Genomic DNA, 24,923 nt, shown 5'->3' on the forward strand with positions numbered 1-24,923 from the left:
CTATCCAGTGTCTCCAATAATGCGGTTGCGCGGGATGAATTGTGGGTCAATTAATACACGAACAGACGAATGGGTGCACGTGCGTCCGCACGGGCGTTTCGATGCTCGTAGCCCGGAAAGTTCAGGAAGTCCACAATAGACAGATAATTTCCACGGCATGGAATCAGAGGCTGTTCTCCGTGAGGTTCATGCCATCGGGCGCATCCTGCTCTTGCGCGTCCTTCGGCGCGCCCGGCTCCGGCAAGGAGCGGGTCGCGAACCAGCATAAGGCGGGAAGCGCGATCAGCGGGATCAAGGCCGTCTGCAGAGACGTGTGGTCGGCGACGGTTCCGATGACGGGACTCGCGAGGCCCCCGATGCTGACCGTCAGGCCGAGAGTGACGCCACTGGCGGTGCCGACCCGTGTGGGGAGATAGTCCTGGGAGAGGGTGATCTGCAGTGAGAACGGGATGTACAGGCTCACCGCGGCCAGCAGGACGGACGGGAAGAAGGCCGGGCCCGGTATGAACACGACTCCCGCGACCGCGCCGACGGTGGCCAGGTACGACCAGCGGATCACGGTGACCCGGCCCCGGCGTCCGGCCAGCCTGCTGCCCAGCACAGTGCCCACGGCGCCGCCGAGGTAGAGCAGGAACAGCGCGGCGCTGCCCGTCGTCGTGCCGCCTCCGGTCCGCTGCTGGGCGTAGAGGGAGACGAACGTGCTCAGCCCGATGAACACGATCGAGCGGAAGACGACCGCCGCCGACAGTTTCGCGAACGACCTCCAGTCGTCGACGCCGTCGACGTCCGACCGCGAGCCGCCGGTGCGGGCTTTCCGTGTGAGGGCGCGTAGCACGGGAAGGCAGAGCACGGATCCGGCCAGCGCGGGAACGACGAGCAGCGGTGACATCCGGAGCCCGCCCAGTGCCATGACCGCGGCGACGAGGACGGGCGCGGCGGCGAACCCGATGTTCCCGCCGAGGGAGAACCAGCCCATGGCGGTATGCCCGCCGCCGCTCACGATCCTCGCGACCCGCGCGGCTTCGGGGTGATAGGCCGCCACGCCGATTCCCGACACGGCGATGAAGGCGAGCGTCAGCGGGTAGGAGCCGACCAGTCCGCCGAGGCCGATCCCGAGGCCGCCGAGGAGCGTGGCCGACGGCAGCAGCCACGGCATCGCCCAGCGGTCGGTCAGCGCGCCGAACAACGGCTGTGCCACCGACGAAAGCAGCGAGGCGGCGAGCACGATTCCCGACATCGCCGCGTATCCGTAGGCGCGTTCGGCCGCGAAGAACGGCACGAGCGCGGCCACCGAACCCTGATACACATCCACACACGCGTGCCCGGCCGAGAGCAGGGTGATTGCTTTGGTTTTCGACATCCCGCCAGGTTCGTCGCGGGCGACGGTGTCGCGCTTCCGATAAAATGACAAATGATGACGGAAATCCGCCACCTGCCCGCGGCGCCGACCCAGGTCCGGTCCCTGGCCTCCGGCACGATCGTCGACGCGCACCGCCACGACGAGCACCAAGTCGTCTACGCCGCCCGTGGCGTACTGGCCATCACGACCGACAAGGGTTCCTGGGTCGCGCCGGCCACCAGGGCGATCTGGGTGCCCGCCGGGACCGTGCACGCCCATCAGGCGCACGGTGACCTCGAACTCCGCCTCGTCGGCCTGCCCGCGACCGTGAACCCGTTGCGGCTGAACGAACCGAGCGTGCTGGCCGTCGGCCCGCTCCTGCGTGAACTCATCCGCGCGTACACCGATCCGCCGCGCGACGACACCCCGGAACGCCGTCGGCTGCGCGCGGTCCTGCTCGATCAGCTGCGCGCCTCGCCGCAGCAACCCCTGCACCTGCCGACGCCGGCCGACCCGCGGCTGCGCGCACTGTGCGAGATCCTCAGCGCCGATCCGGCCGACAACCGGACACTGGCCGCCCTCGGCGCCCGGGTCGGGGCCAGCGATCGCACCCTGGCCCGGCTCTTCAAAGCCGATCTCGGCATGACGTTCCCGCAGTGGCGCACGCAGTTGCGGCTCTACCGCGCTTTGGTCCTCCTGGCCGAGGACACTCCGGTGACCGCGGTGGCGCATGCCTGCGGCTGGTCGTCCACCAGCGCGTTCATCGACGTCTTCCGCCGCGCCTTCGGACATACGCCGGGCACGCATTACGACCGGTGAAGAGTCGCCTGGTCCGGTCGTGAGATGGACATCAATCGGATATTCAGTCGCCGAAGAGGGTCCCTTGCGGACATTCGTGGCAAGTCTTCTTCATCTCACGCGGTGAAGGGCGCTGTACTCGCGTCACATGCGGTGAAAGTCCCCTTCGGTCACCCCGAGACCAGAAGAAATACGACACGAACTGCTGACGCAGGACGCAATGAAGGGGGCCTTCAGGTACTTGGCAGGGTGCGAAGGTCGAGTTTCCTCGGCTGAGTCGAGGGAAGGGGGCCTTCACGCGCCGTTGTCGTGGCCGGTGGGGTTGCTTCACGGACCGGCGGCACCGCGCAACGAAAGCGGGGCCGGTCCACAATGGACCGGCCCCGCCTCTGCTTCGTTCGCTGCTTACGCCTCGCTACGGCGACGACGCACCAGCAGCACCATCAGCACACCCGCGCCGAGCAGCGCGCCGCCGATCACCAGCGGCATGGTCGCGGAGGCACCGGTGTTGGCCAGCTCGTCGCCGCCACCCGACTCGGCGCCACCGGGGGTGGTGGGCGCCGGGGTGTCGGTGGCGGGCGCGCCACCCTGCTTCCAGCTCGCGGTCGCGTTCGCGACGACCGAGGTCTTCTCGGACTCCGCCACGATCAGGGACTGCGCGGGCACCTTCGCGTAGTTCTCGCCCACGAACAGGCGACCGGTGTCGAGGTGGCCGCTCACCTTCAGCGAGAACGAGCCGTCGCCGTCCTTGGCGTCCTTGGGAACGTCGACGTAGACCTTGGTGCCGTCCTTGATGGCGGCGGCCTTGATCTCCTTGCCGTCGGCGTCGGTGACCTTGACGCCCTCGGGCAGCTTGCTCGTCAGCTCGGTGATGTCACCGTTGGTGGCGATGCTGAACGGACCGATCTTGGAGCCGGTCGCGCCCGAGGCCTTGGCCGGGCCGATGTCGAGGGTCGGCTTCGGCTGCTGCCCGATGCCGACGTTCTGCTTGCCGGTGAGGTAGTCGTAGACGGCCAGCACGTCGGCCGACTCTTCGGCGCTCTCGTAGGGCAGTGGCTTCTTGCGGTCGAGGTTCTTGCCGTCACTGAAGTGCCAGACGGCGGCCTGCGTCGCGGTCACGGCCTCCTCGACGGACAGGCCGTCGGTCAGCTTGACGTCCTTGCCAAGCGCGCTCTCGAGCGCCTTCACGGCGACGACCGGGTAGCCGTGGTGCAGGACCCAGTTGATCTTCGAGTTGTTCTTGTTGAACGGCGAAGCGGCGTCCGGGTACTTGTTCCACGGACGTTCGATCATGTCCTGATCGGTGCGCATGCCGACCTCGACCTGAACGCAGTACATCTTGAGCTTGCTGCCGTCGGAGAGCTTCAGGCCGAACAGCTTCGTGACGTAGTGCTGCCCGCCCTCGAAGTTGACGCTGAAACCATCGGTGCCGGAACCTTCGACGACCCGGCCCCGCGCCGCGCCGTCGTCGGCGAGGGCGGCCGGAGCGGCCATCGTCATCGCGATGGCCGCGGTGGCGACCGCGATCCCGCCGCGAACCAGAACTGACCTGCCGTGCATGTGTCTCCCATCCGAATACGGACCACGAATGCCAGTGCCGAATGCGACCACAGGCCCCGACCGCAACGGCTCGCCCGGATGGGGGATGACTAATCCCATCGAGCGAGAGCGGAGCATACAGAAGTCACACAAGTGGCTACTCGGGGGTATGGGTCATGTCCGAATTGCCCTGAAAGAAGAGTGAACGGCGGGAAAACGATCTTGGGCGAGTAGATGACCGTGCTCCGGGGGAAAGAAACCAACGAGAACCTCGCGTATGGAGGTACCGCCGCTCCGCCGACCGCTGTTGAATTGGACCAGACCATTCACTGGCGATTGGAGTCCCTCATGACGCGACGGCACCTCCGCCGGGGGTTGTCCCTGGTGGCCGGGCTCGCCTTGGCCGGGGCGCTGCTCCCGGCCGCGAGCAGCGCGGAAACCGAGGAAGCGCGGGGTGTTCCGCTCGGTGAGCTGACCGCCACGGCGACCAAGGTCGCGTCCGGGCTGGTGAACCCGACCGCGATCACCGCGCTCGACGACGGGAGCGGCCGGATCCTCATCGTGGAGAAACGCGGGGTCGTCCGGGCCTATCACCCCAGGACCGGGCTCGCCGCCAAACCGGTTCTGGACATCAGCGACAAGGTGAACGGCGCGGACGTCGAACGCGGCCTGCTCGGGCTCGCGATCGCCAAGGACAGGCGGGCTTACGTCGCGTACACCCGCAAGTCCGACAGCGCGGTGACGTTGTCCCGGGTCCGGTTCGACACCGGTGAGCTCACCGAGCTGATCACCCAGCCGCACGCCGAGTTCCCCAACCACAATGGCGGCCAGCTGGCGTTCGGGCCGGACGGATATCTGTACTGGGGGATCGGCGACGGCGGCGGGGGCGGCGATCCGCTGGCCAGCGGGCAGCGGCTGGACACGCTGCTGGGCAAGATCCTGCGCGTCGACGTCAGCCGCGCGTGCCGTCCGCTGCGGTACTGCGTGCCACCGGGCAACCCGTTCGCCGGCGTCGCGGGCGCGCGGCCGGAGATCTGGTCGTACGGGCTTCGCAATCCCTGGCGGTTCTCCTTCGACCCGGCCGACGGTTCGCTGTGGATCGGCGACGTCGGTCAGGGCCGCTTCGAGGAGGTCGATCATCTCGCCAAGGGCAAGGGCGGCGCGAACTTCGGCTGGTCCTGCAAGGAGGGGCCGGTCGTGTTCGACGAGACGCGGTGCAAGGACGGCGTGACCTACACCGAACCGGTCTTCCACTACATCTCCGGCGCGGAGGGCTGCGCGGTGATCGGCGGGCACGTCTACCGCGGCAGGAAGTACGCCTCCCTGGCCGGCGGGACCTATCTCGCCACCGACTTCTGCCAGGGAACGGCCTGGGCCGTCCGCAAGAAGACCGACGGCACCTACGAAAGCGCCCGGATCGGCCAGTTCCCGCTCGACGCCACCACGTTCGGCACCGATCAGAACGGCGAGCTGTACCTGGCCGACGAGCAGCCCGGCGGACTGCACCGGATCTCGTTCGCGCGCAAGGGCTGAACCGGCTTCCCCTGCCGCGTCCGCCCGGCGCGGCAGGGGGCCTCCCGGCGCACCGGATCGCGTTTCATCAAGTTTTCATCCTCCCTCCATAGCGTGGGTTTCGTTCGGTGAATTCAGTGATGGAGGGCGACGTGGAGCAATCATTCCCACCCGGAGGCGCGCAGTGGCCGCCGCCGCAGGGCTGGGTCCCGCAACCGGTACCGGTGCCGCCCGCGCGGAAACCCCGGTGGCCGCTGTTCGCCGGGATCGCCGGGCTGGTGCTGGTGCTCCTCGCGGGTCTGACGACCTGGTTGCTGTGGCCCTCGAAAGCCGGCCGTGAACCGTTCGAGCAGGCCCTTGCCGGGCTTTCCTCGGCGCCCGCCGTCCGGAACAGCACCTCCGCGGTCGGCGGGATGATCGAGACGGACGTCAAGACCACGGCGTACGGCGAGACGTCCGGCACGATGTCCTTCCAGGGCAAGAAGATCGAGATCCTGGTCGTCGGCGGCAAGGTCTACTTCAAGGCGCCGGACGGCCTGCTGCCCGGGGCGCGGGCGGACTCGTCCGAGGCCGAGGATCTCAAGGATCGGTGGATCACCGGCGAGGACGCGCTGTTCGGCCCGGTCCTGCAGCAGTTCGAGTCCCCGGAGAAGCTCGCCGCCCGGCTGCGCGAGGCGCTGGAGCGCGTGGACGAGATCCCCGGGGACCAGAACGAGACCGTCCGTGACGTCCCGGCGCTCAAGGCGAGCACGCCCGCCGGTGACCTGTACGTCTCGAAGGAGGCGCCGCACCGGCTTCTCCGCTACTCCGTGAAGATGCCCGGCGTCCCGACGATGCCCGGTGCGGAATCACTGCCGCAGATGCCCGCCGGCGCCGGTCTCGGAGAGTCCGATGTGGACGCTTTGTCGCCGGAAGAGACCGTGGCCGTCTACGAAAACCTGATGGAGAACACGCAGAAGCTTTCCGGCGCGGTCGACACCGGCGTGCGGTTCGACATGGACGGCGCGGCCACGGTCGCGTGCGGTGCCTCGGGCTGCACGGTCACCGCGAACGTGTCCAGCTCCGCGTCGGCGAACAGCGGCGGGAAGGTCACCGGCCAGGTCAACGCCACGATGACCGCGAACGTCACCATCGGCGGCCGGTCCGCGGGCAGTTGCCGGAACACGGCGACCCTGCCGCTGAACGGTTCGGGGTCGATCAGCTGCGTCAACGGCGGGGCAGGCAGTGTCTTCTCGGCCGTCGAGGCGGAGAAGAAGGCGGACGCGGAAGCTCGATCGCGTGCGTCGGGCGGGGTGCCGGTGCAGTACCAGATCGAGAGCATCGCCTCGGTTTCCGTGCTGGCCGAAGCGATCGGGCAGGTCGAGATCACCCGGCTGATGGACGAACTGGGGCAACGGCGGTCCAAGCTCGGCGGCAAGTGACGCCTGGTCACCAGGGGAGCGGCCCCGAGACGTCGAAGTAGCCGCCGGTCGGGCCGTCCGGGCCGATCGAGGCCATCCGGACGATGATCTCGGCGCCCTCTTCGACGGTCTGGTGCCCTGTCCGTCCATTGAGGTCGGTCGCGGTGTAGCCCGGCTCGACGGCGTTGACCCGGATCCCGGGGAAGGCCTTGGCGTACTGGACGGTGAGCACGTTGACCGCGGCCTTCGACGCCGGATACGCCACGCCGGGATAGGCGTACGCCGGCGAGCCGGGCATGGTCAGCCCGGTGAGTGACGCCAGGCCGCTGCTGACGTTCACCACCACGGGCGCGGGCGAGCGCCGCAGCAGCGGCAGGAAGGCGTGCGTCACCCGCGCGGTGCCGAAGACGTTGGTCTCGAAGGTCGTGCGGAGGTCGTCCGCGGTCATGTCGGCGGCGCCGATCACGCCGCCGTCCGCCGTCCGGCCTTCGACACCGGCGTTGTTGATCAGCACATCCAACCCGCCTTCGGCTTCGATGGTCTTCACGGCGGCTTCCACGGACGCGTCGTCGGTGACGTCGAGCAGGATCAGGCGTGCGCCGAGTTCTTCGGCGGCGCGACGGCCGCGTCCGGCGTCCCGGCTGCTGAGGTGGACGGTGTGGCCGTCGGCGATGAGACGGCGGGCGGTCTCGCGGCCGAGGCCCTTGTTGGCCCCGGTGATCAGTGTGGTGGTCATGGGGCCAGCGTCGCCCCGGCGAACCGGGGCAGCCAGTCGCCTGAGCTTCCTGGGACTCCGGGTACCAGGCAGGTCACGGGATACCGGGGCAGACTGGACGCCATGGCGGCGACGGAGTTCGCGAGCGGTACGACGCTGGCGCGACCGCGTCGCCCCGTCGGACGTCGGCCTGCCCGAGGGCGGACAGCGGCGCGCGGCCGGGCTGCGCCGGGAGGAACTGGCGCTGCTGGCGGGGATCTCCGTCGACTACGTGACCCGGCTGGAGCAAGGCCGCGCCGCACATCCGTCCGATCAAGTGGTCGAGGCGCTGGCGAGGGCCCTTCGGCTCTCCAGGCCCGAACGAGCCCACCTGTTCGGTCTCGCCGGGCTGGCGGCGCCGGGCCCCGATGTCGTCTCCGCGTACGTCACGCCCGGTGTCCAGCGCCTGATCGACCGGATGTCGGGGATACCCGTCGCGGTGTTCGACGCCACCTGGACGTTGCTGTCGGCGAACCCGCCCTACGCCGCGCTGATGGGTGATCCGTCCCAGGCGCGTGGCTACGAACGCAACGCCGTCTGGCGGCATTTCCTCGGCGAGGGCACCCGTGCCCGGCACACGCCGGAATCGTTGCGCGCCTTCGAATCGGTGCTCGTCGCGGACCTGCGTTCGGCGGCCGCCCGCTATCCGGCCGATCAGCGGCTGGCCCGGCTTGTCACCGAACTGAGGACCGGAAGCCCGGGGTTCGCGCGGCTGTGGGATTCCGGCGCCGTCGGACGGCACGAATCCGCCCGCAAGATCATCGACCATCCGTCGGTCGGGCCGGTCGAACTGGACTGCGACGTCCTGACCGTCGAGGGCTGTGACCTGCACATCATGGTCTACACGGCCGAGCCCGGTTCCGAGGCCGCCGAGCGGCTCGCGCTGCTCACCGTCCTCGGCACGCAGACCCTGACCGGATGAAGAACAGCGCCGGGCGAACGGCTTCGATGCCGCGCGCCCGGCGCTTTCGCGTCCCGTTCGTTTCGGGTCAGTCAGTGCCGGATTCGATCGCGGCGTGGTCGAGCAGTTCGTCCTCGCCCGAGGCCTTGCCACGCGAGGCGATCGCCTGCGCGCCGCCCGCGTCCATCGCGCCGATCAGGCCGGTCGACGCGGCCTGCGCTGCGCCGATCAGCGTCGGGTGCCCGCCACCGACCATGCCGAGCCCGGCGTACTGCTCGAGCTTGGCGCGCGAGTCGGCGATGTCGAGGTTCCGCATGGTGAGCTGGCCGATCCGGTCCACCGGGCCGAACGCCGAGTCCTCGGTGCGCTCCATGGACAGCTTGTCCGGGTGGTAGCTGAAGAACGGGCCGGTGGTGTCGAGGATCGAGTAGTCCTCGCCGCGCCGCAGCCGCAAGGTGACCTCGCCGGTGACGGCCGCGCCGACCCACCGCTGCAGCGATTCGCGCAGCATCATCGCCTGCGGGTCCAGCCAGCGGCCTTCGTACATCAGCCTGCCGAGGCGGCGGCCCTCGTTGTGGTAGCTGGCGAGGGTGTCCTCGTTGTGGATCGCGTTGACGAGCCGCTCGTACGCCGCGTGCAGCAGCGCCATGCCCGGCGCCTCGTAGATACCGCGGCTCTTGGCCTCGATGATCCGGTTCTCGATCTGGTCGGACATGCCGAGCCCGTGCCGTCCGCCGATGGCGTTGGCCTCCAGGACCAGGTCGACCGCGGTGGCGAACTCCTTGCCGTTGATCGTCACCGGGCGGCCCTGCTCGAAGCCGATCGTGACGTCCTCGGGCGCGATCTCGACCTCGGGGTCCCAGAACCGGACGCCCATGATCGGGTTCACGATCTCGATGCCGGTGTCGAGGTGCTCCAGCGACTTGGCCTCGTGTGTCGCGCCCCAGATGTTCGCGTCGGTGGAGTAGGCCTTCTCGGTGCTGTCCCGGTACGGCAGGCCGTGGGCCTGCAGCCACTCGGACATCTCCTTGCGGCCGCCGAGCTCGCTGACGAACGCGGCGTCCAGCCACGGCTTGTAGATCCGCAGGGACGGGTTCGCGAGCAGGCCGTAGCGGTAGAACCGCTCGATGTCGTTGCCCTTGAAGGTGGAGCCGTCGCCCCAGATCTGGACGTCGTCCTCGAGCATCGCGCGCACCAGCAGGGTGCCGGTGACCGCGCGGCCGAGCGGGGTCGTGTTGAAGTAGGTGCGGCCGCCGTTGCGGATGTGGAACGCGCCGCAGGACAGCGCCGCGAGCCCTTCCTCGACCAGCGCGGCCTTGCAGTCGACGGCGCGCGCGATCTCGGCGCCGTAGGCCTTCGCCCGGCCCGGGACCGACGCGATGTCGGGTTCGTCGTACTGGCCGATGTCAGCGGTGTAGGTGCACGGCACTGCACCCTTCTCGCGCATCCACGCGACCGCTACCGAGGTGTCGAGGCCGCCGGAGAAGGCGATCCCGACGCGTTCGCCGACAGGCAGAGAGGTGAGTACCTTGGACATGATGGAAGTATATGCATAGGAGTGTATGACCATGCAAGCCGGGGTGAGCAGGGCAACTCGGGTGGGTGGCGGGCGTAGACGCGACTCGCGTGATCGGAGGCGGAACTCGCGTGCTTGAAGACGTGACTCGCCTGTGCGGTCTCCAAGCACGCGAGTCACGTCCCTGGGCACGCGAGTGCGGTGCTTGATCACGCGAGGCCCGTGTTTCTTTGCGACCTGTCCGCGCACCCGGCGGCCACGAATACCTGGCATGAAGACTTCGCGGGCCGCTCGGGAACCACGCCTCCCCTTCTTCGGGGCGGCGCTGATCGGTGTCGTGGCCCTCGCCGCGGCACTGGCGGCCGGTCATCTGGTGGCCGGGTTCATCAGCGCCAACGCCTCGCCGTACCTCGCGGTCGGCAACGGGGCGATCGATCTGACGCCGGTCGAGCTGAAGGATTTCGCGGTCCGCACGTTCGGCGTCTACGACAAGCTCGTGCTGCTCGGCGGGATGGCCGTGGTGATGGTGCTCGCGGCCGCCGTGGCCGGGATCGTCTCGCGCCGGTCACCCGTTCCGGGCATCGTGCTGATCGCCGCCTTCGGACTGCTGGGCGGACTCGCCGTGTCGCAGCGGCCCGACCTCTCGCCGGTCGCGCTGCTCGCGCCGCTGGCCAGCCTGATCGCCGGGGTCGGCGTCTTCTTCTGGTTGCACCGCCTGGCCTCGGCCGCTCCCCGGGCCGAGGTCGCGGGCGCAGCGCCGTCGCGCAGGTCGGTGTTGCTGGCGGGAGCCGGTGCCGTCGTGGCCGCGGGGGCGGCGGGGGCAGGCGGGCAGCTCCTCGCCGGCACGCGAGACGCGGAGTCTTCGCGGACGGCCGTCGGGCGGCTCGTGCTCGCCGAGCCGGCGCCGCCCATTCCGGCCGACGCGGATTTCGCGAAACTCGGCACCCCGACGTTCCTCACCTCGAACCGCGACTTCTACCGCGTCGACACGGCGCTGTCGGTGCCGCAGGTGCGCGCCGAGGACTGGAGCCTCCGGCTGCACGGCATGGTGCGCGAAGAAAAGCGGTTCAGTTACGACGACATCCGCGACCGGCCGCTGATCGAACGCACGATCACGATGACCTGTGTGTCCAACGAGGTCGGCGGGAACTACGTGTCCACGGCGAACTTCATCGGCGTGGACCTCGGGGAGCTGCTGCGGGAGGCCGGGATCCTGCCCGGTGCCGAGCAGATCTTCTCCACCAGCGTCGACGGCTGGACCGCGGGTAGCCCGGTCGCCGCCGCGCTCGACCCGGAGCGGGGCGCGATGCTGGCGATCGGGATGAACGGCGAACCGCTGCCGGTCGAACACGGATTTCCCGCGCGAATGGTCATCCCCGGCCTCTATGGCTATGTGTCGGCGACGAAATGGGTCGAAGACCTGGAGATCACCACTTGGAAAGCGCGCCGCGCGTACTGGCTCGATCGCGGCTGGGGTGAACAGGCTCCGATCAAAACGCAGTCCAGGATCGACAGTCCGAAAGGATTCGAAACGGTACCCGCCGGCAAGGTCCGGGTCTCCGGTGTCGCGTGGGCGCAGCACACCGGGATCGAGCGCGTCGAAGTCCGGCTCGGCGCGAACGGAAGCTGGTTTCCCGCAACGCTTTCCCGCGAGGTGGGGGTGAACACCTGGCGGATGTGGTGGATCGAATTCGACGTTCCGGCGGGCAGTCATCAGGTCACCGTCCGCGCTGTCGACAAATCCGGTTACACCCAGACCGACGCCCGCGCCGGAACCGTTCCCGACGGGGCGACCGGCTGGCACGTCATCAGTTTCACCGCACGGTGATCGGCGTCACTCGAAAGGGTGGCAATCCGATTTCGCAGTAGTTCCGAATACCCGGTAAGAGTCCGAAAAACAAATGGAGTGATTTTCCGTGAGCAAGCTTCGCGTCGCAGGAATCGGTTTCACCGCGGTCACCGCGCTGGCCCTGGCCGCCTGCAGCAGCAACGACAGCGCTTCGTCCGGCAGCTCCAGCAGCGCCCCCGCGCCCGCCCCGTCCTCGTCGATGTCGGCCCCGATGTCCAGCGCCGCTTCCGGTGACGGGGTCACCACCAACGCCGACGTGTTCGGCCCGGCCTGTTCGCAGCTTCCGCAGGGCAGCGCGCCGGGTTCGCTGGACTCGATGGGCCCGCAGCCGGTCGCCAGCGCCGCCTCGACCAACCCGCTGCTGACCAAGCTGGTCGCCGCGGTGAAGGCCACCAACCTGGTGGACACGCTCAACAGCCAGCAGGCCATCACCGTGTTCGCCCCGGCGGACCCGGCCTTCCAGGCCCTGGGCGACGCCAAGTTCACCGAGCTGGCGGGCAAGCCGGATCAGCTGGCCCCGATCCTGCAGTACCACGTCGTCGGCAAGCGTTACGACGCCAAGGGCCTGGAGTCCGCCAAGTCCGTGGAGAGCCTGAACACCGCGGGCGGCCCGGTCAAGATCGAGGGCTCCGGCGAGAACATGACCGTCAACGGCGCCAAGGTCCTGTGCGGCAACATCCCCACCAAGAACGCCACCGTCTTCGTCATCGACAAGGTGCTGACCCCGGGCACCCACAAGAACTAGGTCCCCGCCCCCCGAGATCGCGGTGGCCACGCCTTCGGGCGCGGCCACCGCGATCTTCGTGTCAGGGAACGAGCGCGGCGGCGTCCACATCGGTCACCACGAGCCGCAGGCTCGCGTTCTCCCAAGGGGTTCCGGTCAGCACGGCGCGCAAAGCGGCCCCGGCGGCCTCCGTGAGCGGCGGGATCGGCACCGCCAGCGCGACCACGCGGATCTCGACGACGTTCTCGGAGATGTCGACGGCCATCACGTCGAGATCCCATGGCACCGCCGACGCGGCGGCCGTGGTGGACGGCGTGGCCGCGCGCAGCCCCGGTATCTCGCGGAGGGCGCTGATCAGCGAAGCGGTCAGTTCGGAACGTGCGGTCACAGCAGTCCTCCTCGGATTTCGATGTCCAGAATGGACACCGAGACGGCCGACGGGGTGAGCCCGGTCGCCTCGGTGACCGCTTTGCTCACGGCCCGCTGCACCGCCTGCGCGGTCGCGGCGGCCTGGTCCAGGCCGGAGAGCGAAAGGTCGATCTCCACCCGCACGTCCGGCGGGTCGTGCTCGACGAACGCGCGGACCCCTTCCGTGGGCGCCGGTTCGAGGCCCTTGATGCGCTGCCGCGCGATCCGGGTCAGCGAGCCGGCCAGCCCGCGCAGCCCGGGTTCCAGGCGTACCACGCCGGGGACCTTGGCCGCGGCGTGCGCGGCGACCGCCGCGATCACCGGCGGGGCGATCACCGTCTCGACCAGTTGCCGGGCCGGGGCGTGCTCACGCGTCATAGATGTCCTCCACCACCAGGTCGAGCCGGGCCAGCCGGAGGCCGACCCTGGCGCCCGCCGCCGCCGTGACCCGCTCGCGGACGACGTCCAGCGAGTCACCGTCGAAATCATGCGCGATCGCCAGGTTCAGTTCCACGTTCACGGCCAGCACGTCAATGGTGTCCTGTGCGCGCAGGACCCGGCAGCGCCGCGCACGGACGCCGTCGACGGAATCCGCGGCGAACCGCAGCACGGCCGCGACCGCCTGATCGCTCACCTGGACCTCGCCCGGTTCCGGGCTCGCCAGCGGCACCAGATCGCGGCGCCGCACCTCGGCGCGGATCGCGGACATGATGCGGCTGGTGAGATCCGGCGACGGCTCGGCGTCGTCGTCGGCCAGTTCCCTGGTCAGTCCGCGCAGCACCAGCAGGCTTTCGCGGGTCGCCCGGCAATGCGGGCAGTCGAGTTCGTGCGCGTCCGCCCGGCCGGCTTCGACCTCGTCGAGCCGTTCCCAGACCTGTTCCACATCACGGCCGCACGGCAGCAGGTAGTCGCGGGTCGCGTGGTTCATCGCCATGGCGCCATCACCTCCGCCAACTGTGCTCGTGCTCGCGCGATGCGTCCCCGCACCGCGGTGGTGGTCGCTCCGATCGCCTTCGCGATCTCCTCGTAGGAGCGCCCGTGGACCTCGCGCAACAGCCAGCAGGCCCGTTGCTCGGCGGTCAGCTGATCCAGCGCCCCGGTCAGCGCCGTCATCTGCGCGCTCGTCTCGGCCGCGCGCTCCGGCCGCCCCGCCGAACCGGTGGACTCCTGCTGGTCCAGCTCGACGTCGGCCACCGGCTTCCTGGCGCGGATCACGTTCAGGCACCGGTTGGTCGTCATCCGGTAGAGCCAGCCGACGAAAGCCGCGTCTTCCTGCAGCTGGTCGAGCCGCCGCCAGGCGACGAGGAACACCTCCTGGACGACATCCTCGGCGTCTCCTTTGTTCCCCAGCATCCGCAGTGCCAGCCGGTACATCGGCCCCTGGAACCGCAGGACGAGCTGCTCGTACGCGCGGATCTCGCCGTCGCGGGCGCGCGCCACCAGCGTCGCGTCGTCCAGCACCGTTTCGCCGGCCGCGAGCGGCTCTGTTCTCGCCGAAGTTCTCGCCGAGGTCGTCATCGAGCGCACCTGTGCAGCGCCGTCATGCCGAAGCTCCCTTCACCCCACCCGGGCAGGTGGTCACCCGTAAGACACCGCTTCCCCGGAAACGTCACGCGGGAAACCCGATCCAGCCGACCACGGCGCGGCGGATCGCGCACGCCGAAGTCAGGTGATCGCCCGGCGGCGGAACGCCAAGAGGCCCGCGGGGGTGAGCACGACGAGCGCGAGGACCAGCGCGAGCGCGCAGAGCCACGAGGGCAGGTGGGCGATCTGCGGGGTCAGCGCGCCGCGCAGGCCCTCGCTGACGTAGGTCATCGGGTTCAGCGCGCACAGCGCCCGGAACCAGGGGACGGCGGTGAGTTCGGGGAACGGGAACTGGGCGGAGCCGGTGAACAGCAACGGCGGCATCACCAGTGAGAAGGTGATCCCGATCCGGGCGGGGGAGACGAGTGAGCCGATCGTCACCCCGGCCGCGCCACCCGCCAGCGCGCCGAGCACGGTGTACCCGAGCGCCGCCGGGAGACCGGCCGCCCGCCAGGACAGCTCGCCGAGCACGAGCGCGCCGACCGGGACCATGAGCACGGCCGTGACCAGGCCGCGCGACGCCGCCGCGAAGATCCGCTCGACGACGATCCAGGCGAGCGGCACGGGTGCCCGCAGCCTGTTCTCGATGGTGCGGGTGGCGAACTCCATCGCCAGCGGGAAGGACGCGTTCTGGGCGGCGGCGAAGAACGCGTTCAGCGCGACGAGACCGGGAAGGAGCAGCCGCGCGTAGCCGGGCGGGGTGTAGCCGAGCGCGCCGAGGACCTTTCCGAACACCAGGAGCATCAGCAGGGGTTGCATGAGCACCTGCGCCAGTACTCCGCCGAGCTGCTTCCGGGTGATGAGCAGATCGTGCTCCAGCAGGCCCCAGAACACGCGCCACGGACTCGGAGTCATATGTGAAGCTTACGCTTGCTTATTTTCGCTGGATCAGCGAGTTTGGTTCGAGATTGACAAGTGTTAGCGTTGCATCATGAGTGAAGCCACGCAGGCCGCGGAGTCGGTGCGCTGGGCCGTTTCGCGATTGTCGTCCCGCCTCCGGGCCGAGCAGCCCGGCGAAGACCGGAGCCTGAGCAGGCTGGCTTCGTCGGTGCTGGCGAACCTGCGGCACGGCGGGCCGCTGACCGTCAGCGCGCTCGCCGCGATCGAGGGATTGCAGCCGCAGTCCCTGACCAGAGTGCTGAACACGCTCGAAACGGAAGGCCGCGTGGCCCGGCGTCCCGACGAGCACGACCGGCGGGCTCAGCGGATCGCGATCACCGACGCCGGCCGTGAAGCCCTGCGCGCACACGTCCGCGACGGCAACCGCTGGCTGGCCGGGGCCCTCGACGAAACGCTGACCCCCGCGGAACGCGAGATCGTTCGGGTGGCGGCGGGACTGTTGCTCCAGGTCGCCGAACACGGAGCCGTGAGCGAACGCGGCCAGGGGGCCGCGCCGCCGCTCTGACCCCGGCCTCGTGGTCAGCCCCGCCGGGCGAGCGCGGGGTACTCGTCGAGGGTGATGTCGGTGGCGAACTTGTCGGTCACCCACAGCATCCCCCGCAACAGGAACGGACGCCGGAACATCTGGTCACGCAGTTTGATCCGCAGTTTCGTCGGCGGCGCGAGGAACGGGCCCGCGTTGGCGTTGCGGGCGATCTTGGCGTAGCCGCGGAACTTCTCGTCGTACCGGCGGAAGGCGAGTTCGTGGTCGCCGTTCGCCGCGGCGAGTTCGCCCGCGATGACGTACGCGGCCACGATGGCGAGCCCGGTGCCGAAGCCGCCGAGCGTGTTGCCGTACGCCGCGTCGCCGAGGAGCGCGACGCGTCCGGTGGAGTAGCCGTCCATCGCGACCCGGGCGATCGAGTCCAGGTAGACGTCGTCCGAGCGCTTCACCAGCTCCATCAGTTCGGGCAGCCGCCAGCCGCCGCCGTCGAACGCGGCGGTCAGGATCTCCTTCTGCCTGCCGGTGTCGTCGCGGTCGTAGCCGATCTCGGGGGAGGCGAACACGAAGAACGCGGTCGCCTTGGGCCCGCCGGTGGCGGCCATCCGGCCGGGCTCGTTGTACATCACGGCCGGGCCGCCGTCGGTTTCGTCGGTCTCGACCAGGGCGTAGTAGTGACCGAGGTGTTCCACGTAGTCGGCTTCCGGGCCGAACGCCAGCCGTCGCACGGTGGAGTGGATGCCGTCCGCGCCGAAGACGAGGTCGAACCGCCTCGGGGCTTCGCGCTCGAACGTGACGTCGACGCCGTCGGGGGTTTCGGTCAGCGAGGTGATCGAGTCGCCGAAGACGTACTCGCAGTCCGACGAGGTCCGGTCGTACAGGATCCGGGCCAGGTCGCCGCGCCGGATCTCGACGTCGCCGCCGGTGAATTCGCCGGGCAAGACGGCGAGCGGCCGTCCCTCGGCGTCGACGATGGTCTGGTCGAGCCCGCCGGTCCGGTGACGGCGGATCTCGTCGAGGATGCCCATCCGTTCGAGTACGGCGAGGTGGGTGGCGCCCTTGAAGTCGACCGCCTGGCCACCCGGGCGGAGTTCCGGTGACCGTTCGACGACGGTGACCGCGTAGCCCTGGCGGGAGAGCCAGAAGGCGAGTGCGGGACCGGCGATGCCGGCGCCGGAGATGAGGACTGTCCTGTTCGTCATGGCAGGAGCTTCGCGGCCGGGGTTGACGAAGCGCTGACAGTCCGCTGACCGCTCTCCGTCAGCTCCAGCCGGGCAGGGGAAGGGTGAGTTGACCAGGGACGTCCGGCGGCGCCGTCTCGTAGCGCGGCGGCGTCGCCGACAGCCCGATCGGGTTGCGGGTCAGCCGCACGGAGGTGCCGTCGGGCCGCGGGAGTTCGACCGTCGGGCTCAGGCCGAGCCGCTCGGCCAGCGCGAACGCGCCCGCGACGTCGTTGACCTCCCCGGCGGGCACGCCTGCCGCGCTCAGCTCCGCCGCCCACTCGGCCGCGGGACGCCTGCCCAAGTGCTCTTCGAGCAGCGCGCGGAGTCCGGTCCGGTGCGCGACCCGCGCCGGATTGGTCGCGAACCGGCTGTCCTGTGCGAGTTCCGGCAGGCCGATGACCTCGCACAGCGCCGCGAACTGCCGGTCGTTGCCGACGGCGAGCGCGAGCTCGTGATCGGCGCAGGGGACGAGTTCGTAAGGGGCGATACTGGGATGCCGGTTGCCCATCCGGGCCGGGACCACCCCGCCTGAGGTGTAGGCGCTGCCCTGGTTGACCAGGGCGGCGAGCAGGCTGGACAACAGGTCGATCTCGACGCGCTGCCCCTGCCCGGTCCGGTCGCGGTGGCGCAGGGCGGCGAGGATGCCGACGCTCGCGAACAGCCCGGCCAGGACGTCGACGAGCGCGACGCCGACCTTCTGCGGCTCGCCCGCCGGGTCACCGGTGATGCTCATCAGTCCGCCGACGGCCTGGATGAGCAGGTCGTAACCGGGCAGCGCGGCGCCGCCGCCGGAACCGAAACCCGTGACGGAGCAAAGGACGAGACGGGGGTTCGCCGCCAGCAGCGCGTCCGGGCCGAGGCCGAGACGGTCCATCACGCCGGGCCGGAAGTTCTCGACCACGACGTCGGCCTCCAGCGCGAGCGCGCGGGCCTGGGCGAGGTCGTCCGGATCACCGAGGTCCAGCGCCACGCTCGTCTTGTTCCGGTTCACCGACTGGAAGTACGTCGCCTGACCGGCCGCGTCGTAGGGCGGGCCCCAGCTGCGGGTGTCGTCGCCGGTGCCCGGCCGCTCGACCTTGATCACCGTCGCGCCGAAATCGGCCAGCAGCATGGTGGCGAACGGGCCGGCGAGTACCCGCGAGAAGTCGAGGACGCGAAGCGGGCCGAGTGCGGTTTCGGACATGGACCCGACCCTATGTGGTCACCGCCGGGTCTCCGAAGCTGTGATCGCGCTCACGAAAGGCCGGTTTTCCCAATACTTTCCTCTAGGTACCTACTATCACCAGGGAGGTAGCTTCGGTCGCGTCAACGCAACGTGAATCGAGGAGAGACCATGATCGTGGTGACCGGAGCGACCGGGAACGTGGGACGGCTGCTGGTGGAAACCCTTGCCGCCGCGGGAGAAGAGGTGACGGCGGTGTCGCGCCGGATCTCGGCGGCGGACGTGCCCCACGGCGTGCGGACCGTGCAAGCCGACCTCACCAGGTCCGACGGATTGAAGCAGGTCTTCGACGGCGCGGACCGGATTTTCCTTTTGACCTCGGGAGAATTCATGGCGGCGGGCGGCGACGTCGCGGAGATCGTCGCGGCGGCCGGGGGAGCCGGGATCGTGCTCCTGTCCTCCCAGGGGGTCGGGACCGGGCGGCACGCGCCCGCGTTCGAAGAGGCGGTCAAGGCGTCGAGTCCGGAGTGGACAGTGCTGCGGCCGGGCGGGTTCGCGTCGAACGCCTTCCAGTGGGCACCGGCGATCCGGGCCGACCGGGTCGTCGCCGCACCGTTCGGCGACGTCGCCTTGCCCGTCATCGACCCGGCGGACATCGCCGACGTCGCGGCGGCCGTGCTGCGCGAACCCGGCCACCACGGCCGGACCTACGTGCTCACCGGACCCGAGCCGATCTCGCCCCGGCGGCAGGCGGCGGACCTCGGCGAGGCGCTGGGCGAGCCGCTGCGGTTCACCGACCTGAGCGAAGACGAGGCCCGCGCCGCGATGTCGGAGTTCATGCCGCCGGTGGTCGTGGAGGCCACGCTCTCCATCCTCGGCACGCCCACGGAGGACGAACTGCGGGTCAGCCCCGACGTCGAAAAGGTGCTCGGACGACCGGGACGCACCTTCGCCGAATGGGCGGCGCGGAACGCGGCGGCGTTCAAGTGACCACTCGGGCACCAGCGACCGCGCCATCTGCTTGGAGGCGGGTCGCCGAACCCGAGGCGCTCATCGAGGTCCGCTGAGTTCCGGTGGTCAGCAGGGCCGGGAACCCGACGATGGTGGTCTCGGCCGGCTTTCCGGTTCGAGCCCCATCTGTCGGGCCTGCTCGGTCCCGGTGGGGGCGCCGCGAGTCCGCACCGGGCCCCTGCGCTTAGAGTAAGGGTCTAATTAAGGGGCCCCAAGTGGACCAACTCACGCTCGGCGTCATTTGTCACTCGCGAAAAGAAAACGAGTGGCGGCTTCCGATCCATCCACGACATCTCGAGCGGATCGACCCTGGACTCCGTAAGCGCATTTTTCTCGAGAAAGACTACGGCGAACGTTTCGGCCTCCCGGACGCGGATCTCGCGCCCCTGGTCGGGGGAATGCGTTCCCGCGAACAACTGACCGCGGACTGCGACGTCATTCTCCTCGCCAAACCGCTCGCGCAAGACCTGGCCGAACTCCGGCCGGGGCAGACCCTTTGGGGCTGGCCACACTGCGTCCAGGACGACGAACTCACCCAGCTGGCCATCGACCGGAAGCTGACCCTCATCGCCTTCGAAGCGATGAACCATTGGCGCCGTGACGGTTCCTTCAACCTGCATGTCTTCCACAAGAACAACGAATTGGCAGGCTATTGCTCGGTGCTGCACGCGCTGCAGCTGACCGGTTCGACGGGCGATTACGGCCGTCGTCTCCGCGCCGTCGTGATCGGTTTCGGCGCCACCGCGCGTGGTTCGGTGACGGCGTTGAACGCGCACGGAATCCACGACGTGCACGTCCTCACCCACCGCGGCGTCACCGCGGTCGGTTCGCCGATCCATTCGGCGAATATCGTGCACCTCGACCACGATCTGAAGGGCCCGGCGGACCTCCGCCGCAGTCACGCGATCACGGAGGACGGCCGCGTGCCGCTGGCGGAGTTCCTCGCCGGGCACGACATCGTCGTCAACTGTGTACTGCAGGACCCCAAGGCACCGTTGACCTTCCTTGTCGAGGAAGACCTCGCCGCGTTCCGGCGCGGGAGCCTCGTCGTCGACGTTTCCTGTGACGAGGCGATGGGCTTCAGCTGGGCCGAACCGACGACGTTCGCGGAGCCGACCTTCGAGGTCGGCGGCCTCACCTACTACGCCGTCGACCACAGCCCGTCCTACCTCTGGGACTCGGCGACGTGGGAGATCAGCGGTGCCCTGCTGCCGCATCTGGAGCGGGTGCTGGCGGGGCGCTCCGCGTGGGCCGCCGACCCGACGCTCGACCGGGCGATCGAGATCAGCGAAGGCACGATCCGGAATCCCGACATCCTGGCCTTCCAGCACCGCTCGCCGGAGTATCCGCACGAGCGTCGGTGAGCCCGCGGATGAGAAAGTTCTCATCGAGCCCTCATCGGTGACTCACCCGCGCCGGGCAGCCTGGGTGGTATGCGAGTCCGAATCATCGTCCTGGCCGGGGTCGCCGCCGTCGTGGTGGCGGCCACCGGCACGTTCGCCGTCATCGCGGCCACCGCGGTCTCGCCGCCCGATCTCGGCCCGGCGGTGGTCGCCCCCGCCGGACGGGCGGTCTCCGGGCAGGGGGAATCGGGTGCCCCGCCCGCCGTCGTCCCACCCCGGCTGGCCGGGCACGACGACGACGTCGATGATGGTGACGACCATGACGGTGACGACCACTTCGACTTCGACCTCGACGACTGAGCGGGGCCGATGAGCGCCCGCGCCCGGATTCTCGCGTGGGTCCTGCTGGTCGTGCTGCTCGCGCTCGCCGGATCGCTGCTGGCCACCCGGACCGTGCTGCACAACCAGCTGGACCAGCGCCTCGACAACGAGATCGCGCACGAGACCGGCAAACTCCGTGCCTTCCTGGCGTCGCCGGACGCCCGGCCGGCCGGGCAGCCGGCGACCGTCGAGGCGGTCCTCGGCCGCCACCTGGAACGGAATCTGCCCGAGAAGTACGAGACGTTCTTCTCGATCAGCGACGGCGCCGCGTCGAGGCGGAGCGCGATCGAGCCGCCGGTCCGCCTCGACACGGACCCGAAATTCGTCGCCGAACTCTCCAGGGCCACGAGCCCGGCGTACGGCACGGTCACCACCGCGGTCGGGTCCGCGCGCTACGGCGTCGTCCCGGTGACCATCGAGGGCTCGCCAGGCCGCGGGGCGCTGGTGATCGTCGAGTTCGTCGACCACGCCGCGGGCGAGATCAACGACGTCGTCGGCGTGATGGCCGCCATGTCGGGGGCGGCGCTGGTGCTGGCCGGGCTGATCGGCTGGCTGGTCGCCGGCCGCATCCTCGCGCCGGTGCGGGAGGTGCGCCTGGCCGCCGAGCAGATCGGCGAAAGCGATCTTTCCCGCCGTATCGAGGTCCGGGGCTCGGATGACGTCGCCGCGCTCGGACGTACCTTCAACACGATGCTGGACCGGCTCGAAAGCGCCTTCGCCGGGCAGCGCGACTTCATCGACGACGCCGGGCATGAACTGCGCACGCCGATCACGATCGTGCGGGGCCATATCGAGCTGATGGGCGAGGACCCCGAGGAGAACGCAGCGACGCGGCGGCTGGTCCTGGACGAACTCGGGCGGATGCAACGGATCGTGGACGATCTGCTGGTGCTCGCGAAGTCCGGGAACCCCGATTTCCTCGCGCCCGGCGACACCGACCTCGCCGACCTCACGGTCGAGACCCTGGCCAAATCCCGCCCGCTGGCCGACCGGGTCTGGCGGCTCGACGCGGTGGCCGAGGTGAGGGTCCGCGCGGACGGGCAACGGCTCGCGCAGGCCTTGCTGCAACTGGTCTCCAACGCCGTCCGGCACACTTCGCCCGGCCAGGAGATCGCTCTCGGCTCCGAGGTGATGGCGACGACGGCGCGGCTCTGGGTCCGCGACACCGGCGAAGGGGTCCCGCCGGATTCGAGGAGCCGGATCTTCGAACGGTTCAAACGCGGCAGCAACTCCAGCGGCGACGACGGAGCCGGGCTCGGCCTGGCGATCGTCGCCGCGATCGCCGAAGCGCACGGCGGCCGGGTGCTGCTCGACACCGTGCCCGGCGAAGGCGCGAAGTTCACCATGGAGATCCCCGTCGCGGAAGGTGCGGACCGGTGACCAGTGTGCTCGTGGTGGAGGACTCCGCCAGGATCGGTGCCTTCGTCGAGAAAGGCCTGCGGGCGCAGGGCTTCGCGACCCGCTGGGTCAAAACCGGCTCCGAAGGGCTGACCGAGGCGCTGACCGGCGCGCACGACCTCGTCGTCCTCGACCTCGGACTCCCGGACCTCGACGGCTCGGATCTGCTGCGCGCCCTGCGCGCGGCCGGCCGGACGGTGCCGGTGATCATCCTGACCGCGCGGGACAGTGTCGTCGACCGGGTCGCCGGATTGTCCGGCGGTGCGGACGACTATCTGGCGAAACCCTTCGCGTTCGAGGAACTGCTGGCACGGATCCGGCTGCGACTACGAGGAAATCCCGAAGCCGAGCCGGCGGTGCTGCGCGCCGGGGACCTCTCGCTCGACCTGCGCACACGGCGGGTTTCGGTGGCGGGGGAGGAGAAGGACCTCACCGCCCGCGAGTTCGCGCTGCTGGAGACGTTGCTGCGCAACCGCGGTCAGGTGCTGTCCCGCGAGCAATTGCTCGGCGGAGTCTGGGGATTCGATTTCGATCCCGGGTCGAACGTGGTGGACGTCTACATCCGTTATCTGCGCGGGAAGATCGGTGCCGAGCGGATCGAAACCGTGCGGGGGATGGGTTACCGGCTCGGTGAGTCCTGATGAGACGGTTCTCATCGGGATCTCACGGTGGTCTCTTCCGTGTGCCGCACAGTGGTTTCCATGACCACGACCCTGCTTCATCTCACCGTCGACCTCGTCGCCGCCGTGATCCTCGCCTACGGCATCTACGCCCGCCGTCATCATCGCGGTGACCTCGCCTGCGCCTATCTCGCGCTGAACGTCGGCGTCTGCGTTTCGGTCGCCGTGCTGCTGTCCGTGTCGACCGCGAGCGCCCTCGGGCTCGGTCTTTTCGGCGTGCTGTCGATCATCCGGCTGCGCTCCGATTCGATCAGCCAGCAGGAAGTCGCGTACTACTTCGTCGCGCTGGTGCTCGGCCTGGTGAACGGGCTGCCGTCCGCGGACTGGCGGATCGTCGCCGTCTTCAACGTCCTGCTGCTCGCCGTCATGTACGTCGCCGACCACCCGGCACGCACCCACGGCCCGCAGCGGCGGACGGTCGTGCTCGACACCGTGTACCCCGACGAGCAGACGATGCTGATGGAACTGAGGGCACGGCTCGGCGGAACGGTCGTGCGGCACAGTGTGTCCGAAGTGGACTATGTCCGCGAGGTCACCGTCGTCGACGTCCGGTTCCGGCCGGACGCCGCCGCGGTCGTCCACGGCGCTCCGGCGGGCCACCGGTGAGCGGACGTGGGACAGCCACCGTCGCGGCGGTGACGAGAAGGCTTCCTTCGCTGTCGCTGGCCGAAGTCGTCGCCACGAGCGCGCTGATGAGCCGGACGGACCGCAAATACGTCCTGCCGCTCCACGACTTCCTGGCCGTCACCGACGTGCTGACGCTCCGCTGCCTGGAGATCGGCGGGCAACGGGTGTTCGGCTACTCGTCGACCTACTTCGACACGCCGGACCTGGCCATCTTCCGGGCGCACCGGCAGGACCGCCGTCGCCGGTTCAAGATCCGCACGCGGACCTACACCGACTCGGCCGACACCTACTGCGAGCTCAAGGTCAGCGGACGGCGCGACGAAACGGTCAAGGTCCGCCGCCCGCATCCGGCCGAGTCGGCGCACGGCCTGACCGCGCCCGCGCTGACGTTCCTCGACGACGCCCTCACCGCCGCCTACGGCCGCCCCGCGCCCCGCCCGCTGATCCCCGCGCTGGTCACCGACTACCGGCGGACCACCCTCGTCACCGCCGACACTCGGATCACCTGCGACACGTCGCTGGTCTGGCGCTCCGGCCCGCGGAGCCTGGCGGCCGGGGACGACCTGGTGCTGCTGGAGGTGAAGTCGGCTGCCGAGCGCAACAGCGTCACCGAGGCGCTGGCGAAACTGCGGATAAGGGAGCAGTCGGTCAGCAAGTACTGCGCGGGCCTGGTGGCGCTGGGGCTGGCGACCGGCGGGAACCGGTGGCGACCGGCGCTGCGGCGGCTCGGGGTGGCGTGACGATCGCGGCCGTCCAAAAAGGACCGGTAATCGTCTACCGGGGCCGCGGCGGCCGGTCGTCCAGTTCTTCGGACAGGATCGCGTCGATCCGGAGAGCGGCTCGCCGCAGTACCCGGATGCTCGCCCTCAGTGACAAAACGATGCCGATGACGACCACGACACCGAGCCCGATGGCGACCGGATTCGCCACGAGCGCCTCCCTGCCCGATGGGCCCGGACGGCGTGCCGCCCGGCGCTGGTCTCTGCAACCTAGACGAGCCGGCTTTGCCTGGCGCCGGAAACCAGCTGATCGGCCTAGGCGATCGCGGCAGGTGAGCGCTGTGATAACTTGGAACGAACTGGGACTTCTGTGCGTTCGCAAACCCGCTGTTCGGGCTGGGGCGGCTCCCGCGGAGGTGTCAGGACACCCTTGGGGCCGGTAGCTCAGTTGGTTAGAGCAGGGGACTCATAATCCCTTGGCCGTCGGTTCGAGCCCGACCCGGCCCACCACGTCAAAATCGTTGCTGACCTGCAGGGATGTTGGCCTTCCGGCAGCAATTTCGCCTCGGTGTTAATCGTGGCTGGGCTCCGTTATGTCTCCGTTTGCTCCGCTGTGCTCTGCGGGGCCGGTTGGTGGCGTAGCAGCCTTTCTGGTTCTCGTCACAACCGCTGCG

Annotated in this window: 26 protein-coding genes and 1 tRNA gene; 15 read left to right on the forward strand and 12 right to left on the reverse strand. The window is 69.5% G+C overall.

The window, feature by feature from the left end; genetic code table 11:
* Nucleotides 1-163: 163 nt before the first annotated feature.
* Nucleotides 164-1,360: an MFS transporter gene (locus tag ACIBTM_RS36810; RefSeq protein ID WP_395881781.1), complete on the reverse strand. Its 1,197-nt coding sequence runs from the start codon at nt 1,358-1,360 to the stop codon at nt 164-166.
* Nucleotides 1,361-1,414: 54 nt separating this feature from the next.
* Between ACIBTM_RS36810 and ACIBTM_RS36815 the strand changes: the two genes are divergently transcribed.
* Entirely contained in the window at nt 1,415-2,158 is a 744-nt protein-coding gene (locus tag ACIBTM_RS36815) for a helix-turn-helix domain-containing protein (RefSeq protein WP_395881782.1), read from the forward strand.
* 384 nt (nt 2,159-2,542) lie between these two features.
* Here ACIBTM_RS36815 and ACIBTM_RS36820 read toward each other — a convergent pair whose 3' ends face one another.
* Nucleotides 2,543-3,697 (reverse strand): Cys-Gln thioester bond-forming surface protein, encoded by a 1,155-nt coding sequence (locus ACIBTM_RS36820; protein ID WP_395881783.1) that lies wholly within the window; start codon nt 3,695-3,697, stop codon nt 2,543-2,545.
* Nucleotides 3,698-4,024: 327 nt separating this feature from the next.
* On the opposite strand from ACIBTM_RS36820, the gene ACIBTM_RS36825 reads away from it, so the two are divergent.
* Nucleotides 4,025-5,209, forward strand: a complete 1,185-nt coding sequence (locus ACIBTM_RS36825) for a PQQ-dependent sugar dehydrogenase (protein ID WP_395881784.1) — start codon at nt 4,025-4,027, stop codon at nt 5,207-5,209.
* 131 nt (nt 5,210-5,340) lie between these two features.
* Nucleotides 5,341-6,609, forward strand: coding sequence for an SON protein (locus tag ACIBTM_RS36830; protein ID WP_395881785.1), 1,269 nt, complete (start codon nt 5,341-5,343; stop codon nt 6,607-6,609).
* Between the two features lie 7 nt (nt 6,610-6,616).
* On the opposite strand, the gene ACIBTM_RS36835 is transcribed toward ACIBTM_RS36830, so the two are convergent.
* Nucleotides 6,617-7,324 (reverse strand): SDR family oxidoreductase, encoded by a 708-nt coding sequence (locus ACIBTM_RS36835; protein ID WP_395881786.1) that lies wholly within the window; start codon nt 7,322-7,324, stop codon nt 6,617-6,619.
* Here ACIBTM_RS36835 and ACIBTM_RS36840 point away from each other — a divergent pair.
* Nucleotides 7,323-8,264, forward strand: a complete 942-nt coding sequence (locus ACIBTM_RS36840; RefSeq protein WP_395881787.1) for a helix-turn-helix transcriptional regulator — start codon at nt 7,323-7,325, stop codon at nt 8,262-8,264. The two genes, ACIBTM_RS36835 and ACIBTM_RS36840, sit on opposite strands and share 2 nt — an antisense overlap.
* A 67-nt stretch (nt 8,265-8,331) precedes the next feature.
* Here ACIBTM_RS36840 and argG read toward each other — a convergent pair whose 3' ends face one another.
* Nucleotides 8,332-9,780, reverse strand: coding sequence for an argininosuccinate synthase (gene argG / locus ACIBTM_RS36845; protein WP_016332537.1), 1,449 nt, complete (start codon nt 9,778-9,780; stop codon nt 8,332-8,334).
* Nucleotides 9,781-10,030: 250 nt separating this feature from the next.
* Between argG and ACIBTM_RS36850 the strand changes: the two genes are divergently transcribed.
* Both ACIBTM_RS36850 and ACIBTM_RS36855 read left to right on the forward strand, forming a co-directional pair.
* Nucleotides 10,031-11,587, forward strand: a complete 1,557-nt coding sequence (locus ACIBTM_RS36850; RefSeq protein WP_395881788.1) for a molybdopterin-dependent oxidoreductase — start codon at nt 10,031-10,033, stop codon at nt 11,585-11,587.
* 88 nt (nt 11,588-11,675) lie between these two features.
* On the forward strand, nt 11,676-12,353 hold the full coding sequence (locus ACIBTM_RS36855) for a fasciclin domain-containing protein (protein WP_395881789.1): 678 nt from the start codon (nt 11,676-11,678) through the stop codon (nt 12,351-12,353).
* A 61-nt stretch (nt 12,354-12,414) separates the two neighbouring features.
* On the opposite strand, the gene ACIBTM_RS36860 is transcribed toward ACIBTM_RS36855, so the two are convergent.
* From ACIBTM_RS36860 to ACIBTM_RS36880, 5 genes are all read right to left on the reverse strand, one after another.
* Nucleotides 12,415-12,720 (reverse strand): hypothetical protein, encoded by a 306-nt coding sequence (locus ACIBTM_RS36860; protein ID WP_395881790.1) that lies wholly within the window; start codon nt 12,718-12,720, stop codon nt 12,415-12,417.
* A complete protein-coding gene (locus tag ACIBTM_RS36865; RefSeq protein WP_395881791.1) occupies nt 12,717-13,118 on the reverse strand; it encodes an Asp23/Gls24 family envelope stress response protein in 402 nt (133 codons plus the stop codon). Before ACIBTM_RS36865 ends, ACIBTM_RS36860 begins: the two co-directional genes overlap by 4 nt.
* The gene (locus ACIBTM_RS36870; RefSeq protein WP_395881792.1) at nt 13,108-13,674 is read right to left on the reverse strand and encodes an Asp23/Gls24 family envelope stress response protein; all 567 of its coding nucleotides are present in this window, start codon (nt 13,672-13,674) and stop codon (nt 13,108-13,110) included. The genes ACIBTM_RS36865 and ACIBTM_RS36870 overlap by 11 nt, the downstream gene beginning before the upstream one ends.
* Nucleotides 13,665-14,258, reverse strand: coding sequence for an RNA polymerase sigma factor (locus ACIBTM_RS36875; protein ID WP_395881793.1), 594 nt, complete (start codon nt 14,256-14,258; stop codon nt 13,665-13,667). The genes ACIBTM_RS36870 and ACIBTM_RS36875 overlap by 10 nt, the downstream gene beginning before the upstream one ends.
* Nucleotides 14,259-14,405: 147 nt before the next feature.
* Nucleotides 14,406-15,179 (reverse strand): ABC transporter permease, encoded by a 774-nt coding sequence (locus ACIBTM_RS36880; protein ID WP_395881794.1) that lies wholly within the window; start codon nt 15,177-15,179, stop codon nt 14,406-14,408.
* A gap of 76 nt (nt 15,180-15,255) precedes the next feature.
* On the opposite strand from ACIBTM_RS36880, the gene ACIBTM_RS36885 reads away from it, so the two are divergent.
* Nucleotides 15,256-15,729, forward strand: coding sequence for a MarR family winged helix-turn-helix transcriptional regulator (locus ACIBTM_RS36885; RefSeq protein WP_395881795.1), 474 nt, complete (start codon nt 15,256-15,258; stop codon nt 15,727-15,729).
* A gap of 14 nt (nt 15,730-15,743) precedes the next feature.
* Here ACIBTM_RS36885 and ACIBTM_RS36890 read toward each other — a convergent pair whose 3' ends face one another.
* Together ACIBTM_RS36890 and ACIBTM_RS36895 are read right to left on the reverse strand one after the other, a co-directional pair.
* The gene (locus ACIBTM_RS36890; RefSeq protein WP_395881796.1) at nt 15,744-16,907 is read right to left on the reverse strand and encodes an FAD-dependent monooxygenase; all 1,164 of its coding nucleotides are present in this window, start codon (nt 16,905-16,907) and stop codon (nt 15,744-15,746) included.
* A 58-nt stretch (nt 16,908-16,965) separates the two neighbouring features.
* On the reverse strand, nt 16,966-18,111 hold the full coding sequence (locus ACIBTM_RS36895; protein WP_395881797.1) for a CaiB/BaiF CoA transferase family protein: 1,146 nt from the start codon (nt 18,109-18,111) through the stop codon (nt 16,966-16,968).
* 150 nt (nt 18,112-18,261) lie between these two features.
* Between ACIBTM_RS36895 and ACIBTM_RS36900 the strand changes: the two genes are divergently transcribed.
* From ACIBTM_RS36900 to ACIBTM_RS36930, 7 genes are all read left to right on the forward strand, one after another.
* Nucleotides 18,262-19,080 carry an NAD(P)H-binding protein gene (locus ACIBTM_RS36900; protein WP_395881798.1) on the forward strand — a complete coding sequence of 273 codons (819 nt, stop codon included), beginning with the start codon at nt 18,262-18,264 and terminating at the stop codon, nt 19,078-19,080.
* Nucleotides 19,081-19,316: 236 nt separating this feature from the next.
* Nucleotides 19,317-20,465 carry a N(5)-(carboxyethyl)ornithine synthase gene (locus ACIBTM_RS36905; RefSeq protein ID WP_395881799.1) on the forward strand — a complete coding sequence of 383 codons (1,149 nt, stop codon included), beginning with the start codon at nt 19,317-19,319 and terminating at the stop codon, nt 20,463-20,465.
* A gap of 69 nt (nt 20,466-20,534) precedes the next feature.
* Entirely contained in the window at nt 20,535-20,804 is a 270-nt protein-coding gene (locus tag ACIBTM_RS36910; RefSeq protein ID WP_395881800.1) for a hypothetical protein, read from the forward strand.
* 9 nt (nt 20,805-20,813) lie between these two features.
* Nucleotides 20,814-22,205: a sensor histidine kinase gene (locus ACIBTM_RS36915; RefSeq protein WP_395881801.1), complete on the forward strand. Its 1,392-nt coding sequence runs from the start codon at nt 20,814-20,816 to the stop codon at nt 22,203-22,205.
* Nucleotides 22,202-22,864 carry a response regulator transcription factor gene (locus ACIBTM_RS36920; protein ID WP_063271635.1) on the forward strand — a complete coding sequence of 221 codons (663 nt, stop codon included), beginning with the start codon at nt 22,202-22,204 and terminating at the stop codon, nt 22,862-22,864. Before ACIBTM_RS36915 ends, ACIBTM_RS36920 begins: the two co-directional genes overlap by 4 nt.
* A gap of 60 nt (nt 22,865-22,924) precedes the next feature.
* A complete protein-coding gene (locus ACIBTM_RS36925; RefSeq protein WP_395881802.1) occupies nt 22,925-23,509 on the forward strand; it encodes a DUF4956 domain-containing protein in 585 nt (194 codons plus the stop codon).
* 29 nt (nt 23,510-23,538) lie between these two features.
* Nucleotides 23,539-24,270 (forward strand): polyphosphate polymerase domain-containing protein, encoded by a 732-nt coding sequence (locus tag ACIBTM_RS36930; RefSeq protein WP_395881803.1) that lies wholly within the window; start codon nt 23,539-23,541, stop codon nt 24,268-24,270.
* 34 nt (nt 24,271-24,304) lie between these two features.
* Here the strand turns inward: ACIBTM_RS36930 and ACIBTM_RS36935 are convergent, their stop codons facing one another.
* Nucleotides 24,305-24,460 carry a hypothetical protein gene (locus ACIBTM_RS36935; RefSeq protein ID WP_395881804.1) on the reverse strand — a complete coding sequence of 52 codons (156 nt, stop codon included), beginning with the start codon at nt 24,458-24,460 and terminating at the stop codon, nt 24,305-24,307.
* Between the two features lie 222 nt (nt 24,461-24,682).
* On the opposite strand from ACIBTM_RS36935, the gene ACIBTM_RS36940 reads away from it, so the two are divergent.
* Nucleotides 24,683-24,759: transfer RNA gene (locus tag ACIBTM_RS36940), tRNA-Ile, on the forward strand.
* The last annotated feature ends 164 nt before the right edge of the window (nt 24,760-24,923 follow it).

It is taken from the genome of Amycolatopsis sp. NPDC049868, from assembly GCF_044461365.1.
Classification (GTDB): domain Bacteria; phylum Actinomycetota; class Actinomycetes; order Mycobacteriales; family Pseudonocardiaceae; genus Amycolatopsis.